The following is a 13,941-nucleotide window of genomic DNA, read 5'->3' on the forward strand; positions in this document are numbered from 1 at the left end:
AGCGCTACTGCTGCCCGAACTGCCCTAGAAAAGCGCTGCTCCGAAAGGCTTCAGGGGAACGATAGTGACGAGTTGCGCAGTGCTTCCAAAGTTTCCACACTGATGGACATTTGGCTGGCGCAGCATGACGTCACGGAGTCTTCAAAGACCACTTACAGAAAATGTGTGGATATGCACATCAACCCCAACATCGGGGAGCTTCGTCTGAACGAGCTGACTACCCAAAGGGTGCAAACCTTCCTCGAATCATTGACGCCAGGGACTGCTAAGACCGCTCGGGCTGCGTTGGGGAGCGCGTGCGGCATGGCGGTGCGTTGGGGTGTGGTAGCGCGGAATCCGGTTCGGGATACGAAGCTGAAGAAGACTTCCAGAAAAGAAGTACGGGCTTTAAGCGATGAGGAAATTAGCCAATACCGTTCTGCGATAGAGAAGTGGTGTGGTGGCAATTCTTCCGGCACGAAACGTGGTGAGTCCCTAGTGGAGATCGTGGACGTGCTGCGCGGTAGTGGCATGAGGATTGGTGAAGTGTTGGCGCTTCGGTGGCAGGATATTGATTTCGAGAACGGCACTGTCACGGTTGCTGGCACAGTTGACAACAAGGGCGGACGTAATTCGCACCCTAAGACCGAAAAGTCGCGGCGGACGATTCCCGTCAAGCAGTGTGCGCTCCAGGCGCTGAAGGTTCAGTGGGGGAAGGAGTATCGGCCGTTTATGGGAGAGATTGTGTTTCCAACGAGGAACGGTACCTATCGCACTGTCCCTAACGTGTCTGGCGACTTGAAGAAGGCGCGTGGTGATTTGGATATTCATGCGCATGATTTTCGGAAGACGGTAGCGACTCGGATTGAGGAGTCTCATGGGGTCATGGCCGCGTCGAGATATTTGGGTCATGCCTCCACGAAGGTGACGGAGCAGTCTTATTTAGCTCGCCCTAGTGTGGTCGCTGACTACACGGAAGCGTTCTAGTGGTGTCCGAAAAGTGTCCAAGTATTGCGCGGAATTAGTGAGAATGTATGCAATCAGGTGGACTGGTTAAGTCTTTTACCTGCAATATCTGGAAGATAGACCACTAAGTGAAAGTGGTGGAGCTACTGTAACCTAAGCGTAGGTTGCGAGTTCAAGTCTCGTCTCCAGCTCAAAAGGAGGCTGGGTCCAGCGTGGGCCTAGCCTTCGTGGTGTTTTGTGGGGCATCAATAAGCCCAAAAAGCCGGTCAACCATGCGTTGGCGGTTAGCGGGGGAGAGCTTGCGCTGGTTGAGGTGATCGTGCACCCACAGCCCCGTACTAAGCAACATGACGAGCAGGTCATCCTCGTCGGTCTCGGCGGCGGAGGGATCCACCATCCACCGTGCATCCACATCTGCCCATTGGGCAGAAAAATCTGGGTGAGTCTGGGAGTGCACACACATCAGCAGCTTGACGAGCGGATCCTTTTTGCCCATGGAGAGCACCAAGGCGCGGGAGCGCTCGGCCAAGCTGAGCTCGCTGGCAGGGTGGCCGCCGGCTAGTTGCTCGAGCTCTTCTTCCCAGCGCTCAGCGCAAAAACGGTGACAATCTACCAGCAGGTTGTGGCGGGTAGGAAAGTGGTAGATGAGACCGGACTTGGACATGCCGGTCGCCTGCGCCAGGGAGTCATAGGTAAGGCCGGAGACATCCTCGGCGGCGATGATGTCGAGCGCAGCTTCAAGGGCTGCGGTCTTTTTGTTGATTCGCGGCATGGGGATCTCCTGATTTGGGGTTATCGCGGAAGCACCAGGCGGTTATCGCGGCTAGGAGTAAGGCGAAGCAAGCCAGGCCACCGATGGTGGAAAGATACCCGGCATTGTAGGCGCTGGCGGCGGTCGCGTGGGAAGCGGGGTGATGCAGCGCGTCGGTTCCTAGTTCTGCGAGGTGAGGTGGGAGTTCGCGGGCCATGAGTAAAGGCACGAGGGTTCCGGTCAGGGCAATGGAAATCAGGGTGCCAAATTCATAAGAGACCGCCTCTACGCCAGCGGCCATGCCGGTGCGGTGGAGGGGCGCGGCATTGATGATGGCGGTTGAGGATACGGACATGGCAAGGCCCGCGCCTAGGCCGGTGAGGACGAGGGCGACAACGAGTAGGGCAAGCGTCTCGCCTCGGGTTGCGAGCAGCAGGGTCATGCCGGTGGCCATAAGGAGGAATCCGCCGCTTATGAGCGGGAGGAATCCCAGGCGATGCAATGTGGCGCCGCCCAGGATGGAGGTAGGGATGGCAGATAGCGCCATGGCGGAGATGATAAGGCCGGCGTGGAGGGGTGAGAGGGCGTCGACAAGCTGCAGCTTTTGGGTGCTGAGTAGCTCCAGGCCGGACATACCGAACATGGCGCCGCCGGCCGCTAAGGCCCCGCCGCTGAAGACGCGGGAGCCAAAGATGTCGAAGGTCAGAAGGGGATCTGACAAGCGGGTCTGGCGGTGGGCAAAGGCGAGCGCGCCGCAGACGAAGACGGCAGCCGCAGCGACGCTCACCGGCCACGCGTGTGGCAGGGATTTTATGGCCAATACCAGGCTGGTAAGAGTGATAAGGGAATACAGGGACGAAGGAAAGTCCCAGTGTTTAAGGGGATTTGGGGCGTTTGGCGGAGCTAGGAGCAAGGTCAACGCGAGGGCAAGGGCCACGACCGGGACATTGAGTAGGAATACTGAGCCCCACCAGAAGTGCTCCAAAAAGAAGCCGCCCACGGTGGGGCCGGCCGCCGCGCCGATGACGGCGACGGAACCCCAAATGCCAATGGCCGTGTTGCGCTCCACCTCATCGGGAAAGGTAAGGCGGATAAGCGCAAGGCTCGATGGCATCATGATGGCGGCGCCGCAGCCAAGGAAGGCCCGGCTTAGGACCAGCGTCCAGGCGCTGGGGGAATAGGCGGCGAGTAAGGAAGCGCCGCCAAAAATGGCCAGACCGATGAGGAACATTCGCCGGTGGCCGGTGCGATCACCTAGCGTGCCGGTACCGAGAAGGAGACCGGAGAGTACCAACGCGTAGGCGTTGATAATCCATAGTTGCTGGGTATCGGTGGTATGCAATTGCTGCGATAGCTGCGGCAATGCGGTGTAGAGGATGGAATTATCCAGCCCAACCATGAGTAACCCCAGAGAGATGACGGCGCAGAAAGACCACCGCTGCGCGGCCGTGGAGGCCGGAGCGGTAAGGCTTCGTGCGCGGGGCGGGTGGATACTCATAGCAGAGTAAACAGTACCGAACGGTCGTTATAGTTTACAGTCAAAGATAGGTTAGTATTACCTTCCTCACAGCTGGGGACACTGTGTGAGTGTATAGGAGAATAGTGGACTTTCCTGCGGTGTAAGTAGCACAGTGGTATTAGCACCAATTAAGAGTTAAGGATGATAATTAATGGCACGTAACTATGCAGAACAGCTAGTTGACACCCTAGAAAAGCAGGGGGTCGAGCGCATTTATGGCCTGGTCGGTGACTCTCTGAATCCGATTGTGGATGCAGTTCGTCGCTCCTCCATCGAGTGGATTCACGTCCGCAATGAGGAGGCTGCAGCCTTCGCCGCTGAGGCAGATTCCCTGACCACCGGCAAGCTGGCAGTATGTGCTGCATCCTGCGGTCCGGGCAACACTCACCTCATCCAGGGCCTGTATGACGCCCACCGCAACGGCGCCAAGGTTCTGGCACTGGCTTCCCATATTCCATCCCGCCAGATCGGCTCCAAGTTCTTCCAGGAGACCCACCCAGAGGCAATCTTCCAGGAGTGCTCTGGTTATTGCGAGATGGTCAATTCCGCTGAGCAGGGCGGTGTTGTCCTGCACCACGCCATTCAGTCCACCATGGCGGGCAACGGTGTTTCCGTGCTGGTCATCCCGGGCGACGTCTCCATGCAGGACGCCGACGATGACTCCTTTGTGGAGTCCAAGATCTCTACCGGTCGCCCGGTTGTCTTCCCAGACCCAGCCGAGGCTGCGGCCCTGACCCAGGCCATCAACGAGGCTAAGACTGTCACCCTCTTCGTTGGCGCTGGCGTCAAGGATGCCCGCGAACAGGTGCTGAAGCTGGCGGAGAAGATTAAGGCTCCTATCGGCCACGCCCTGGGTGGCAAGATGTACATCCAGTACGAGAACCCATTCGATGTGGGCATGAACGGCCTGCTGGGCTACGGCGCAGCACACGAGGCCACCCACGAGGCTGACCTGCTCATCCTGTTGGGTACCGACTTCCCGTATAACGACTTCCTGCCGGATGCCAATGTGGCACAGGTGGACATCAACGGCTCCCACATCGGCCGCCGCACCAAGATTTCTTATCCGGTTACCGGCGATGTAGCCGCTACCATCGAGAACATCCTGCCGCACGTGGATGAGAAGAAGGACCGCTCCTTCTTGGACAAGATGCTCAAGAAGCACTACGGCAAGCTGGAGCACGTCGTGGAGGCCTACACCTCCAACGTGGAAAAGCACACCCCGATCCACCCAGAGTACGTTGCAGACCTCATCGATAGGAACGCGGATGAAGATGCCATCTTCACCGTCGATACCGGCATGTGCAACGTGTGGGGCGCTCGCTACATCACTGCCAACGGCAAGCGCGAGCAGATTGGCTCCTTCCGCCACGGCACCATGGCCAACGCCCTGCCACAGGCGCTGGGTGCACAGGCCGCTAACCCTGGTCGCCAGGTCATCACCTTCTCCGGTGATGGCGGGCTATCCATGCTGATGGGTGAGCTGCTGACCGTAAAGCTCCACAACCTGCCTATCAAGATGTTCGTATTCAATAACTCTTCCCTGGGCATGGTCAAGCTGGAGATGCTGGTGCAGGGTCTACCGGAGCACGAGACCGACCACGAGTCTGTCAACTTTGCCAAGATTGCAGAGGCTTCCGGTATCAAGCACTTCCGCATCGAGGATCCGAAGGAAGCTCCGGAGCAGATCAAGAAGGCGTTGGCCTACAACGGCCCGGCTCTTATCGACGTCGTTACTGACCCCAACGCCCTGTCCCTGCCACCAACGCTGACCATCGAGCAGCTCATGGGCTTCTCCAAGGCTGCAACCCGCACCGTTCTGGACGGTGGTGTGGGCCAGATGATCACCATGGCAAAGTCCAACCTGCGCAACATCCCACGCCCGCAGGACTTCTAAATAGCGCGCCGCGTTAGTTACCACGCTCTTCCTCACTAGGGGAGGGGCGTGGTTTTCTTTTGCGGCGACCAGGGCGAGCATCTATGTTCACAGGATTCAGCCAGAAACTCTTCAGTAGGCTGGGAAGCAAGCGTGTCATGATTGCGTGATAGAAATTCGCAACCTTTAAGGGAGTCTGAGGAGAACATGGAAGACAAAAAACTCGCCAAGGTTCTTGTCGTCGATGACGAGCCCAATATTGTGGAGCTGCTCACCGTATCGTTGAAGTTCCAGAACTTCGAGGTCTTCAGCGCCAATTCCGGCCACGAGGCGCTGCGCGTAGCCCGTGAGGTAAACCCTGATGCCTACATCCTGGACGTGATGATGCCGGGCATGGACGGCTTCGAGCTGCTAGGAAAGCTGCGTCAGGAGGGGCTGGACGGCCCGGTGCTGTACCTCACGGCAAAGGATGGGGTGGACCAGCGCATCCACGGCCTGACCATCGGTGCGGATGATTATGTGACCAAGCCATTTAGCTTGGAAGAGGTCATCACCCGCCTGCGCGTCATCATGCGCCGCGGTGGTGCGGCGGAAGAATCCACCAACGACGCCACCATGAGCTACGCAGATTTGACGCTTAATGATGACACCCATGAGGTCACCAAGGCCGGTGAGCTCATCGAGCTTTCCCCCACCGAGTTCAATCTGCTGCGCTACCTCATGCAGAACAAAGAAGTGGTGCTGTCTAAGTCCAAGATTTTGGATAACGTGTGGCACTACGATTTCGGCGGCGATGGCAACGTGGTCGAGTCCTATATCTCCTACCTGCGCCGCAAGATTGATACGGGCGATACCCAGTTGATCCACACCGTGCGCGGCGTGGGTTATGTACTGCGCACCCCGCGCTCCTAAAGTGCTGTGGTAATGGAAGATTCACAGGAGACCCAGGGCCAGGCGCCTGCGCCAGCGGCAGCGCGCCCGCAATCCATGTGGCATGAAGGCCTAGGGCAAGACGAGGGGGAGGACAAGTCCTCCAAGCGGCGGATGTTTTCCCAGATTCCGCAGGCAATGCCGCTGCGTACGTGGTTGGTCATCCTCCTTGTCGTAGTCTCTGGGCTGGGTATTACAGGCTCGTCCTTTGCGGTGAACTCCATTATGCGCAATGTGCTCTTTAATAACGTCGATGATGAGCTGCGCTCCGCATCGACTACGTGGGCACGCGATATCAGCAATGACTTCTTTATCGGTGATCACACTAAGCGCCCGCCTACCGAATACGTGGTGCTGAACTACCTGCCCAATGGCACCATCCGCTATTCGGGGCCGTCTTCGACCACACCGAATGCGGAGAATATCCCGCTTGGCGGCTATCCCACCACCGTTGGGTCCATCGAGAACAATACCAAGTGGCGCGCGCTGGCTTTTGCGGATTCTAATGGCGTCATCACGGTCATCGCTAAGGATATGACCCATGAAAAGGAAATCCTGCACGGCCTGGCGATGGTGCAGGTGACCATCGCCGCCATCGCCTTGGCCGCCATTGCGGCCGTGGGTTTCTGGTTTATCCGCAGGGCGTTGCGGCCGCTGCGGGTGGTGGAAAAGACGGCGTCGGAAATCGCGGCGGGCGACCTGGACAAGCGCGTTCCCAAGTGGCCGCTGCATACCGAGGTGGGCCAGCTGGCCGCCGCGCTCAATATTATGCTGGGGCAGCTACAGCGCTCCGTCGTGCGTGCGCAGGACAAAGAGGAACAGATGCGCCGCTTCGTAGGTGATGCCTCGCACGAGCTGCGCACGCCGCTTACTAGCCTGCGCGGCTATACCGAGCTTTATCGCTCCGGTGCCACCAAGGACGTGGACATGGTCTTTTCTAAGATCGATGATGAATCGAAGCGCATGTCCCTGCTGGTGGAGGATTTGCTGGCGCTTACCCGCGCCGAGGGTACACGCCTCGACCTGCGTCCGGTGGATCTATTGGAGCTGGCCCTGTCCGTAGGCTCGTCCGCGCGTGCGGCCTTCCCCGGCCGCGAGATTTCGGTGGCCAATGATGCCAAGTCCATCCCCGTGGTCAATGGTGATGCCAGCCGCCTGCACCAGGTGCTGCTTAACCTAGTGACCAATGGCATCCGCCACGGCGGCGAGGGGGCCACGGTGACGCTGCGCCTGCGCCGTGAAGCCAATGACGTGCTGATCGATGTCATCGATGATGGCAAAGGCATGTCCAAAGAAGATGCGGCGCATATCTTCGAGCGCTTCTACCGCGCGGATACCTCGCGCACCCGCGATACCGGCGGTTCCGGCTTGGGCTTGGCCATCGTGCACTCCCTAGTGGAACAGCACGATGGCAGCATTAGCGTCGACTCCGAGCTCGGCCGCGGCACCACCTTTACGGTGCGCCTGCCCGCGCTTGCCGACGCCCCCTCTGAGTCCTAGTCCTCCTCGCGAAAGCCTTCCTCGTTGCAGCCCAGGTGCTGGCGGATGCGGGCGGCCGCCTCATCCATCGCGGCATCGTCGGTGTTATCGGCGTCGAAGGCCTTGGCAAAGTCATACTCTTCCATCTTTTCGGTAGGGAAGAGGTGGATGTGGGTATGCGGGACGTCGAATCCGGCGATGATGTAGCCAGTGCGCGGGGTATTGAACGCGGTCTTGATGGCACCGCCGATTTCCAGGGCGACCTCGTTGAGGTGGGCCCAGGTCTGCGGATCCAGGTCGGTCCACTTATCTACTTCCTCGATGGGAACGACCAAGGTGTGGCCGTAGCGCAGCGGCTCAATGGAGAGGAAAGCCACGCAGGTCTCATCGCGGTAGACAAAGCGAGCGGGTAGTTCACCGTTAATGATCTTGCTAAATACAGAAGCCATGTGTGCCAGGCTACCCGCTGGTTATGATGGTGGGCATGCGCATTCTCGTAATTGGTTCGGGCGGCCGTGAACACGCCCTTGTTAAGGGCCTGTCCGCCGACCCCCAGAGCACCGAAATCCATGCCGCGCCGGGCAGCGCGGCCATGTCCACTCTCGCCACAGTCCACCCGGAATACTCCCAGGTAGATGATGCGGACCGCATGGTAGAACTGGCCCGAGATATCGCCGCCGATCTCGTCGTCATCGGCCCCGAGGTGCCGCTCGTTGCTGGCGTGGCAGATGCCCTGCGCGCCGCCGGCATCTCGGTCTTCGGACCTAACAAGGAAGCAGCCCAGATCGAGGGATCCAAGGCCTTTGCCAAGAACGTTATGGAGGCGGCAGGAGTCAAGACCGCTCGCGCAGAACAGCTACGCCCAGGTGCGGCCGAGGAAGACATTGAGGCCGCGCTCGACCGCTTCGGCCCACAGTTTGTAGTCAAAGACGATGGCCTTGCCGGTGGCAAGGGCGTGGTGGTCACCGCGGACCGTGCCGCTGCCCGCGCTCACGTAGACGCCGCCCTTGCCGCCGGCAATCCGGTGCTGCTGGAGTCTTTTCTCGATGGACCGGAAATTTCGCTTTTCTGCCTGGTTGACGGCGAGACCGTCGTCCCGCTGCTGCCAGCTCAGGACCACAAGCGCGCCTATGACAACGACGAAGGCCCCAATACCGGCGGCATGGGGGCGTACACCCCGTTGCCGTGGCTGCCGGAGGAGGGCGTGCAGCGCATCGTGGACGAGGTCTGCGCCCCTGTGGCCAAGGAGATGGTGCGCCGCGGCACCCCATATTCCGGCCTGCTTTATGCCGGCTTGGCGTGGGGCGAAGAAGGCCCGGCCGTAGTCGAGTTCAACTGCCGCTTCGGCGATCCAGAGACCCAGGCCGTGCTTTCCCTTCTCAAGTCGCCATTGGCCGAGGCCCTCCACGCCACCGCGACTGGTACCCTGGCCGAGCTCGCGCCGCTGGAATGGGAGGATGGCTTCGCCGTTATCGTTGTCATGGCGGCAGAAGGCTACCCGGCCTCCCCGCGCAAGGGCGATGCCATCTCCGGAGCTGCGCTGGATGATCCGCAACGCGTCCTGCACGCCGGCACCGTGCATACCGATGGCGCCTACCGCACCGCGGGCGGTCGCGTGCTTAGCGTGCTGGGAAAGGGATCCACGCTGGCTGAAGCGCGAGCAGACGCCTACGCCACCGTCGACGGCATCGAGTTTGCGGGTGGTTTTGTCCGCCGGGACATCGGCAAGCGAGCAGAAGACGGTGAGATTTCTCTCTAACCCTTCACCCCGCGGTGGGGCAGGCATGGAATAATAGCCACGTGGCTGAAAAGAAGAAGATTTCCAACGTCCTGTCCTCCCGCTATGCCTCCGCAGAGCTGTCCAATATCTGGAGCCCGGAGCATAAAATCATCCTAGAGCGCAAGCTCTGGATTGCGGTTATGCGCGCCCAAAAGGATTTGGGCGTAGACATCCCCTCCAAAGCCATCGATGCCTACGAGGCCGTGGTGGAAGACGTGAACCTCGAGTCCATCGCGGAGCGCGAGCGCGTCACCCGCCACGATGTGAAGGCCCGCATCGAGGAGTTCAATGCGCTGGCCGGTTACGAGCACATCCACAAGGGCATGACCAGCCGCGATCTCACCGAGAACGTGGAACAACTGCAAATCCACACCTCGCTGGAGATCATCCGCGATAAGGCCATCGCCGTGGTCTCCCGCATCGGCCGTCACGCCGCCGAGTACCAGTCCCTGGTTATGGCCGGCCGCTCCCATAATGTGGCCGCGCAGGCCACCACCCTGGGCAAGCGCTTTGCTACGGCCGGCGACGAGATGTTGCTGGCCATAGAGCGCGTCGAAGAGCTTCTTGCGCGCTACCCGCTGCGCGGCATCAAGGGGCCAATGGGCACCTCCCAGGACATGCTCGATCTCATGGGCGGCTCCGAAGACAAACTTGCCTCCCTAGAGACCGCCATCGCGGATTACCTGGGCTTCCACCGCATCTTCAACTCCGTGGGCCAGGTCTACCCACGCTCCCTCGACTTCGACGCCATCTCCGCCCTAGTGGAGCTCGGCGCCGCCCCGTCCTCGTTGGCCACCACCATCCGCCTGATGGCCGGCAATGAGACCGTCACCGAAGGCTTCAAGGAAGGCCAGGTCGGCTCTTCTGCCATGCCGCACAAGATGAACGCCCGCTCCTGCGAGCGCGTCGGCGGCCTGCAGGTCATCCTCCGCGGCTACCTCACCATGGCCGCAGACCTGGCCGGCCAGCAGTGGAACGAAGGCGATGTCTTCTGCTCGGTCGTCCGCCGCGTCGCGCTTCCCGACGCCTTCTTTGCCCTCGACGGCCAATTCGAAACCTTCCTCACCGTCCTCGACGAGTTCGGCGCCTTCCCCGCCATGATTGACCGCGAATTGGAGCGCTACCTGCCCTTCCTGGCTACCACCCGCATCCTCATGGCGGCCGTGCGTGCCGGCGTGGGCCGCGAGACTGCCCACGAGGTCATCAAGGAAAACGCCGTAGCCGTTGCGCTTAATATGCGCGAAAACGGCGGCGAGCAGGACTTGGTCCAGCGCCTTGCTGCCGATGACCGCCTGCCCATGGACGAGTCCGACCTCGAGGCCGCCCTGGCCGATAAGCACGCCTTCATCGGCGCTGCCGAGTCCCAGGTCAACCAGGTGCTCAACCGCATTAACGCCTTGGTAGGCGAGCACCCCAAGGCCGCCGCCTATACCCCGGGCGAAATCCTCTAGCCCGCATTTTCCGGCTCCCTTCGCAATTCGATCAAATAGTCCCCGGATCCCGCGCGGATTTCGGGGCTTATTTGATCGAAACCTACTCGCCACCCCTGGGCGCTAGAATGAAAGCCATGCGTCTTGAGCTTTCTTCATATACCCATCTTGCCTCCGGCAAGGTCCGCGATATCTACGATGTGGACGAAAACACCCTGCTGATGGTGGTTTCGGACCGCATCTCCGCCTACGACCACGCCTTAGAGCCGGCCATCCCGGATAAAGGTCGCGTGCTGACCGCGACCTCGAAGTTCTTCTTCGATTCCATCGATTTTCCCAACCACCTGGCCGGCCCGCTCGATGATGAGCGCATCCCTGCCGAGTGCCTCGGCCGCGCGATGGTAGTCAAGAAATTGGACATGCTGCCCTTCGAGTGTGTGGCCCGCGGCTTTCTCACCGGCTCCGGTTTGAAGGAGTACAAGGCCAATGGCACCGTGTGTGGCATCGAGCTGCCAGATGGCCTCGTGGAGGCTTCCCGCCTGCCCGAGCCCATCTTCACCCCGGCCACCAAGGCGGAACAGGGCGAGCACGATGAGAACGTGTCCTTCGACTACGTGGTGGACAAGCTAGGCGCCGAGCGCGCCGAGGAGCTACGCGCGGCCACCTTGCGCATCTACTCCACGGCCGCCGCGCTTGCGGAGGACAAGGGCATCATCCTCGCCGATACCAAGTTCGAGTTCGGCCTCGACCAGGACGGTACGCTCGTGCTGGCCGATGAGGTCCTCACCCCAGATTCCTCCCGCTACTGGCCGGCTGATTCTTATGTCGAGGGCGAGGTTCAGCCATCCTTCGACAAGCAGTATGTGCGCAATTGGCTGACTTCCGACGCCTCCGGATGGGACCAAGCCGCCGACGGCACCCCACCTCAGCTGCCTGCCGACGTCGTTTCCGCCACCCGCCTGCGCTACATCGAGGCCTATGAGCGGCTGTCCGGCAAGCATTTCGCTGATTTCCTCTCGCCCGAGGACTAACTCCCCGCCGAAGCTCCCGCACCACGGGGTGCCACGCGTACAGTGGGACGGCATGAGCAACGAGAATCTTTCCGCCCCCGTAGCCGCCGTCCACCCCGTGACCCGTTCCTTCCACGGCCGGGAGTTCGTGGATAACTACGAGTGGCTGCGCGATAAGGAATCCCAGGAAACCCTGGATTACCTCAACGCCGAAAATGATTACACCAAGGCGAAGACCGCGCACTTGGAGGAGATGACGGAGAATATCTTCCAGGAGATTAAGTCCCGCATCAAACAGACTGATATGTCCGTGCCCTCCCGCCGCGGCGATTACTGGTACTACGGCCGCACTGAGGAAGGTAAGAGCTACGGTTATTCCTGCCGCCTTCCAGTAGAGGAGGGGTCCGACCCCTGGACCGCCCCGGTTATCCCGGAGGAAGGCACCCCGGACGGGGAAGAGATTATCCTTGACGCCAACGCGTTGGCCGAGGGGAAGGACTTCTTCGCGCTCGGTGCCGCCTCCATCTCTGATTCTGGCCGCTACCTAGCCTATTCGGTGGATTTTGCCGGAGATGAGCGCTTTGAACTCTACATCAAGGACCTAGAGACCGGCGAGCTTCTCGACGACCACCTAGAGGGCATTTTCTACGGCGCTACCTGGGCTGGAGACGGCTTTATTTTCTACACCACCGTCGACGATGCATGGCGTCCCGATACCATTTGGCGCCACAAGGTAGGCACCGCGCAGTCCGAGGACGTGCAGGTGTTTAAGGAAGATGACGAGCACTTCAACGTCGGCATCGGCAGCGCCCGCTCTGATAAGTACCTCTTCCTTGGCATAAGCTCCAAGGTGACCTCTGAGGTATGGGTGCTCGAAGAGGACAACCCCGAGGGCGACTTCCGCCTGCTGTGGGAGCGTGAATCCGGCGTGGACTACGACGTCGATCACGTCGTCGTCAAGGGCGAGGACTACTGGATTGTCACCCACAATGCCACCGGCCCCAACTTCGAGGTGGGCTATACCAAGGCCGACGGCGAGCTGCCCGCTCTTCGGGATCTGCCCGCGCTGCTGCCTCATAAGGAAACCACCCGCATCGAGGGCGTGGATACCTACCGCGACCAAATTGTGGTGGGTTACCGCCGCGGCGGCATCGGCCGTGCCGCCATCATGCGCATTAACGACGGCTTTGGCGAATTCGAAGAGCTCAACTTCAACGAAGAGCTTTTCACCGTTTCCGTATCTGGTAACCCGGAGTGGGACGCGCCGGTGCTTCGCGTAAGCTATGTGTCCTTTACCCAGCCCGCCCAGCTTTTCGATTACCGCGTGGACACCGGCGAGTACACCCTGCTCAAGGAGCAAGAGGTTCCCGGTGGTTATAATCCGGATGATTATGTGGCCTACCGCGTGTGGACCACGGCTGCCGACGGCACCGACATCCCCGTCTCCATTGTCCATCGCGCCGATCTTGACCGCACCCAGCCGAATCCGACTCTGCTCTACGGCTATGGCTCCTACGAGGTCAGCGTGGATCCGGCCTTCTCCGTGACCCGCCTGTCCCTGATGGACCGCGGCATGATTTTTGCGGTCGCCCACGTGCGCGGCGGCGGCGAGATGGGGCGCACATGGTACGACGATGGCAAAATGCTCAAAAAGAAAAACACCTTTACTGACTTCATCGCCGTTGCCGATGACCTCATCGCCCGAGGCGTGACCACCGCAGACCAAATGGTGGCCGAGGGCGGTTCGGCCGGCGGAATGCTTATGGGTGCAATCGCCAATATGGCCCCAGACCGCTTTACCGCCATCCAGGCCGTCGTGCCGTTTGTCGATCCGCTGACCTCCATTCTCATGCCGGAGCTTCCACTGACGGTGCCTGAATGGGAGGAGTGGGGCGACCCGTACCACGATCCTGAGGTCTATGACTACATGAAGTCCTACTCGCCGTACGAGAATATCGAGGTCAAGGACTATCCGGACATCCTGGCTATTACCTCGCTAAACGATACCCGCGTGCTCTACGTTGAACCGGCCAAGTGGATTGCCCAGCTGCGGGCGACGGCCACCGGCGGTGAGTTCCTGCTCAAAACTGAAATGGCTGCAGGCCACGGTGGAGTGTCCGGCCGTTATGAAAAGTGGCGCCAAAACGCCTTCGAGTATGCGTGGACGATCAATAAGGCCACCGGTCTGGAGAAGTAAAACCCGGATAGGGGGCCAGCGCGC

Annotated in this window: 11 protein-coding genes; 8 read left to right on the top strand and 3 right to left on the bottom strand. The window is 60.3% G+C overall.

Going from position 1 to position 13,941, the window contains the following annotated elements:
• The first annotated feature begins 102 nt into the window (after nucleotides 1-102).
• Nucleotides 103-966: a site-specific integrase gene (locus WMQ00_RS06425; protein ID WP_340418546.1), complete on the top strand. Its 864-nt coding sequence runs from the start codon at nucleotides 103-105 to the stop codon at nucleotides 964-966.
• Between the two features lie 169 nt (nucleotides 967-1,135).
• On the opposite strand, the gene WMQ00_RS06430 is transcribed toward WMQ00_RS06425, so the two are convergent.
• Complete coding sequence (locus WMQ00_RS06430) at nucleotides 1,136-1,717, bottom strand: TetR/AcrR family transcriptional regulator (RefSeq protein WP_248100160.1); 582 nt, start codon at nucleotides 1,715-1,717, stop codon at nucleotides 1,136-1,138.
• On the bottom strand, nucleotides 1,683-3,194 hold the full coding sequence (locus tag WMQ00_RS06435; protein ID WP_248100163.1) for an MFS transporter: 1,512 nt from the start codon (nucleotides 3,192-3,194) through the stop codon (nucleotides 1,683-1,685). Before WMQ00_RS06435 ends, WMQ00_RS06430 begins: the two co-directional genes overlap by 35 nt.
• Nucleotides 3,195-3,366: 172 nt before the next feature.
• Between WMQ00_RS06435 and WMQ00_RS06440 the strand changes: the two genes are divergently transcribed.
• The 3 genes from WMQ00_RS06440 to WMQ00_RS06450 all read left to right on the top strand — a co-directional run bounded on the left by WMQ00_RS06440 (nucleotide 3,367) and on the right by WMQ00_RS06450 (nucleotide 7,521).
• Nucleotides 3,367-5,112 carry a pyruvate dehydrogenase gene (locus WMQ00_RS06440; RefSeq protein WP_248100165.1) on the top strand — a complete coding sequence of 582 codons (1,746 nt, stop codon included), beginning with the start codon at nucleotides 3,367-3,369 and terminating at the stop codon, nucleotides 5,110-5,112.
• Nucleotides 5,113-5,298: 186 nt separating this feature from the next.
• Nucleotides 5,299-6,003: a response regulator transcription factor gene (locus WMQ00_RS06445; RefSeq protein WP_023019887.1), complete on the top strand. Its 705-nt coding sequence runs from the start codon at nucleotides 5,299-5,301 to the stop codon at nucleotides 6,001-6,003.
• A gap of 12 nt (nucleotides 6,004-6,015) precedes the next feature.
• A complete protein-coding gene (locus WMQ00_RS06450; protein ID WP_023019886.1) occupies nucleotides 6,016-7,521 on the top strand; it encodes a sensor histidine kinase in 1,506 nt (501 codons plus the stop codon).
• Here WMQ00_RS06450 and WMQ00_RS06455 read toward each other — a convergent pair.
• The gene (locus WMQ00_RS06455) at nucleotides 7,518-7,949 is read right to left on the bottom strand and encodes an HIT family protein (protein WP_023019885.1); all 432 of its coding nucleotides are present in this window, start codon (nucleotides 7,947-7,949) and stop codon (nucleotides 7,518-7,520) included. The genes WMQ00_RS06450 and WMQ00_RS06455 overlap by 4 nt on opposite strands.
• A 35-nt stretch (nucleotides 7,950-7,984) precedes the next feature.
• Between WMQ00_RS06455 and purD the strand changes: the two genes are divergently transcribed.
• The 4 genes from purD (at nucleotide 7,985) to WMQ00_RS06475 (ending at nucleotide 13,917) form a co-directional block, all read left to right on the top strand.
• Nucleotides 7,985-9,259 (top strand): phosphoribosylamine--glycine ligase, encoded by a 1,275-nt coding sequence (gene purD / locus WMQ00_RS06460; protein WP_340440793.1) that lies wholly within the window; start codon nucleotides 7,985-7,987, stop codon nucleotides 9,257-9,259.
• Between the two features lie 41 nt (nucleotides 9,260-9,300).
• Nucleotides 9,301-10,731, top strand: a complete 1,431-nt coding sequence (gene purB / locus WMQ00_RS06465) for an adenylosuccinate lyase (RefSeq protein ID WP_284835440.1) — start codon at nucleotides 9,301-9,303, stop codon at nucleotides 10,729-10,731.
• Between the two features lie 116 nt (nucleotides 10,732-10,847).
• Entirely contained in the window at nucleotides 10,848-11,741 is an 894-nt protein-coding gene (locus WMQ00_RS06470; protein ID WP_034655979.1) for a phosphoribosylaminoimidazolesuccinocarboxamide synthase, read from the top strand.
• 52 nt (nucleotides 11,742-11,793) lie between these two features.
• The gene (locus WMQ00_RS06475; protein ID WP_308766977.1) at nucleotides 11,794-13,917 is read left to right on the top strand and encodes a S9 family peptidase; all 2,124 of its coding nucleotides are present in this window, start codon (nucleotides 11,794-11,796) and stop codon (nucleotides 13,915-13,917) included.
• Nucleotides 13,918-13,941: the final 24 nt, after the last annotated feature.

This window comes from Corynebacterium sp. KPL2825 (assembly GCF_037908445.1).
Classification (GTDB): domain Bacteria; phylum Actinomycetota; class Actinomycetes; order Mycobacteriales; family Mycobacteriaceae; genus Corynebacterium; species Corynebacterium kefirresidentii.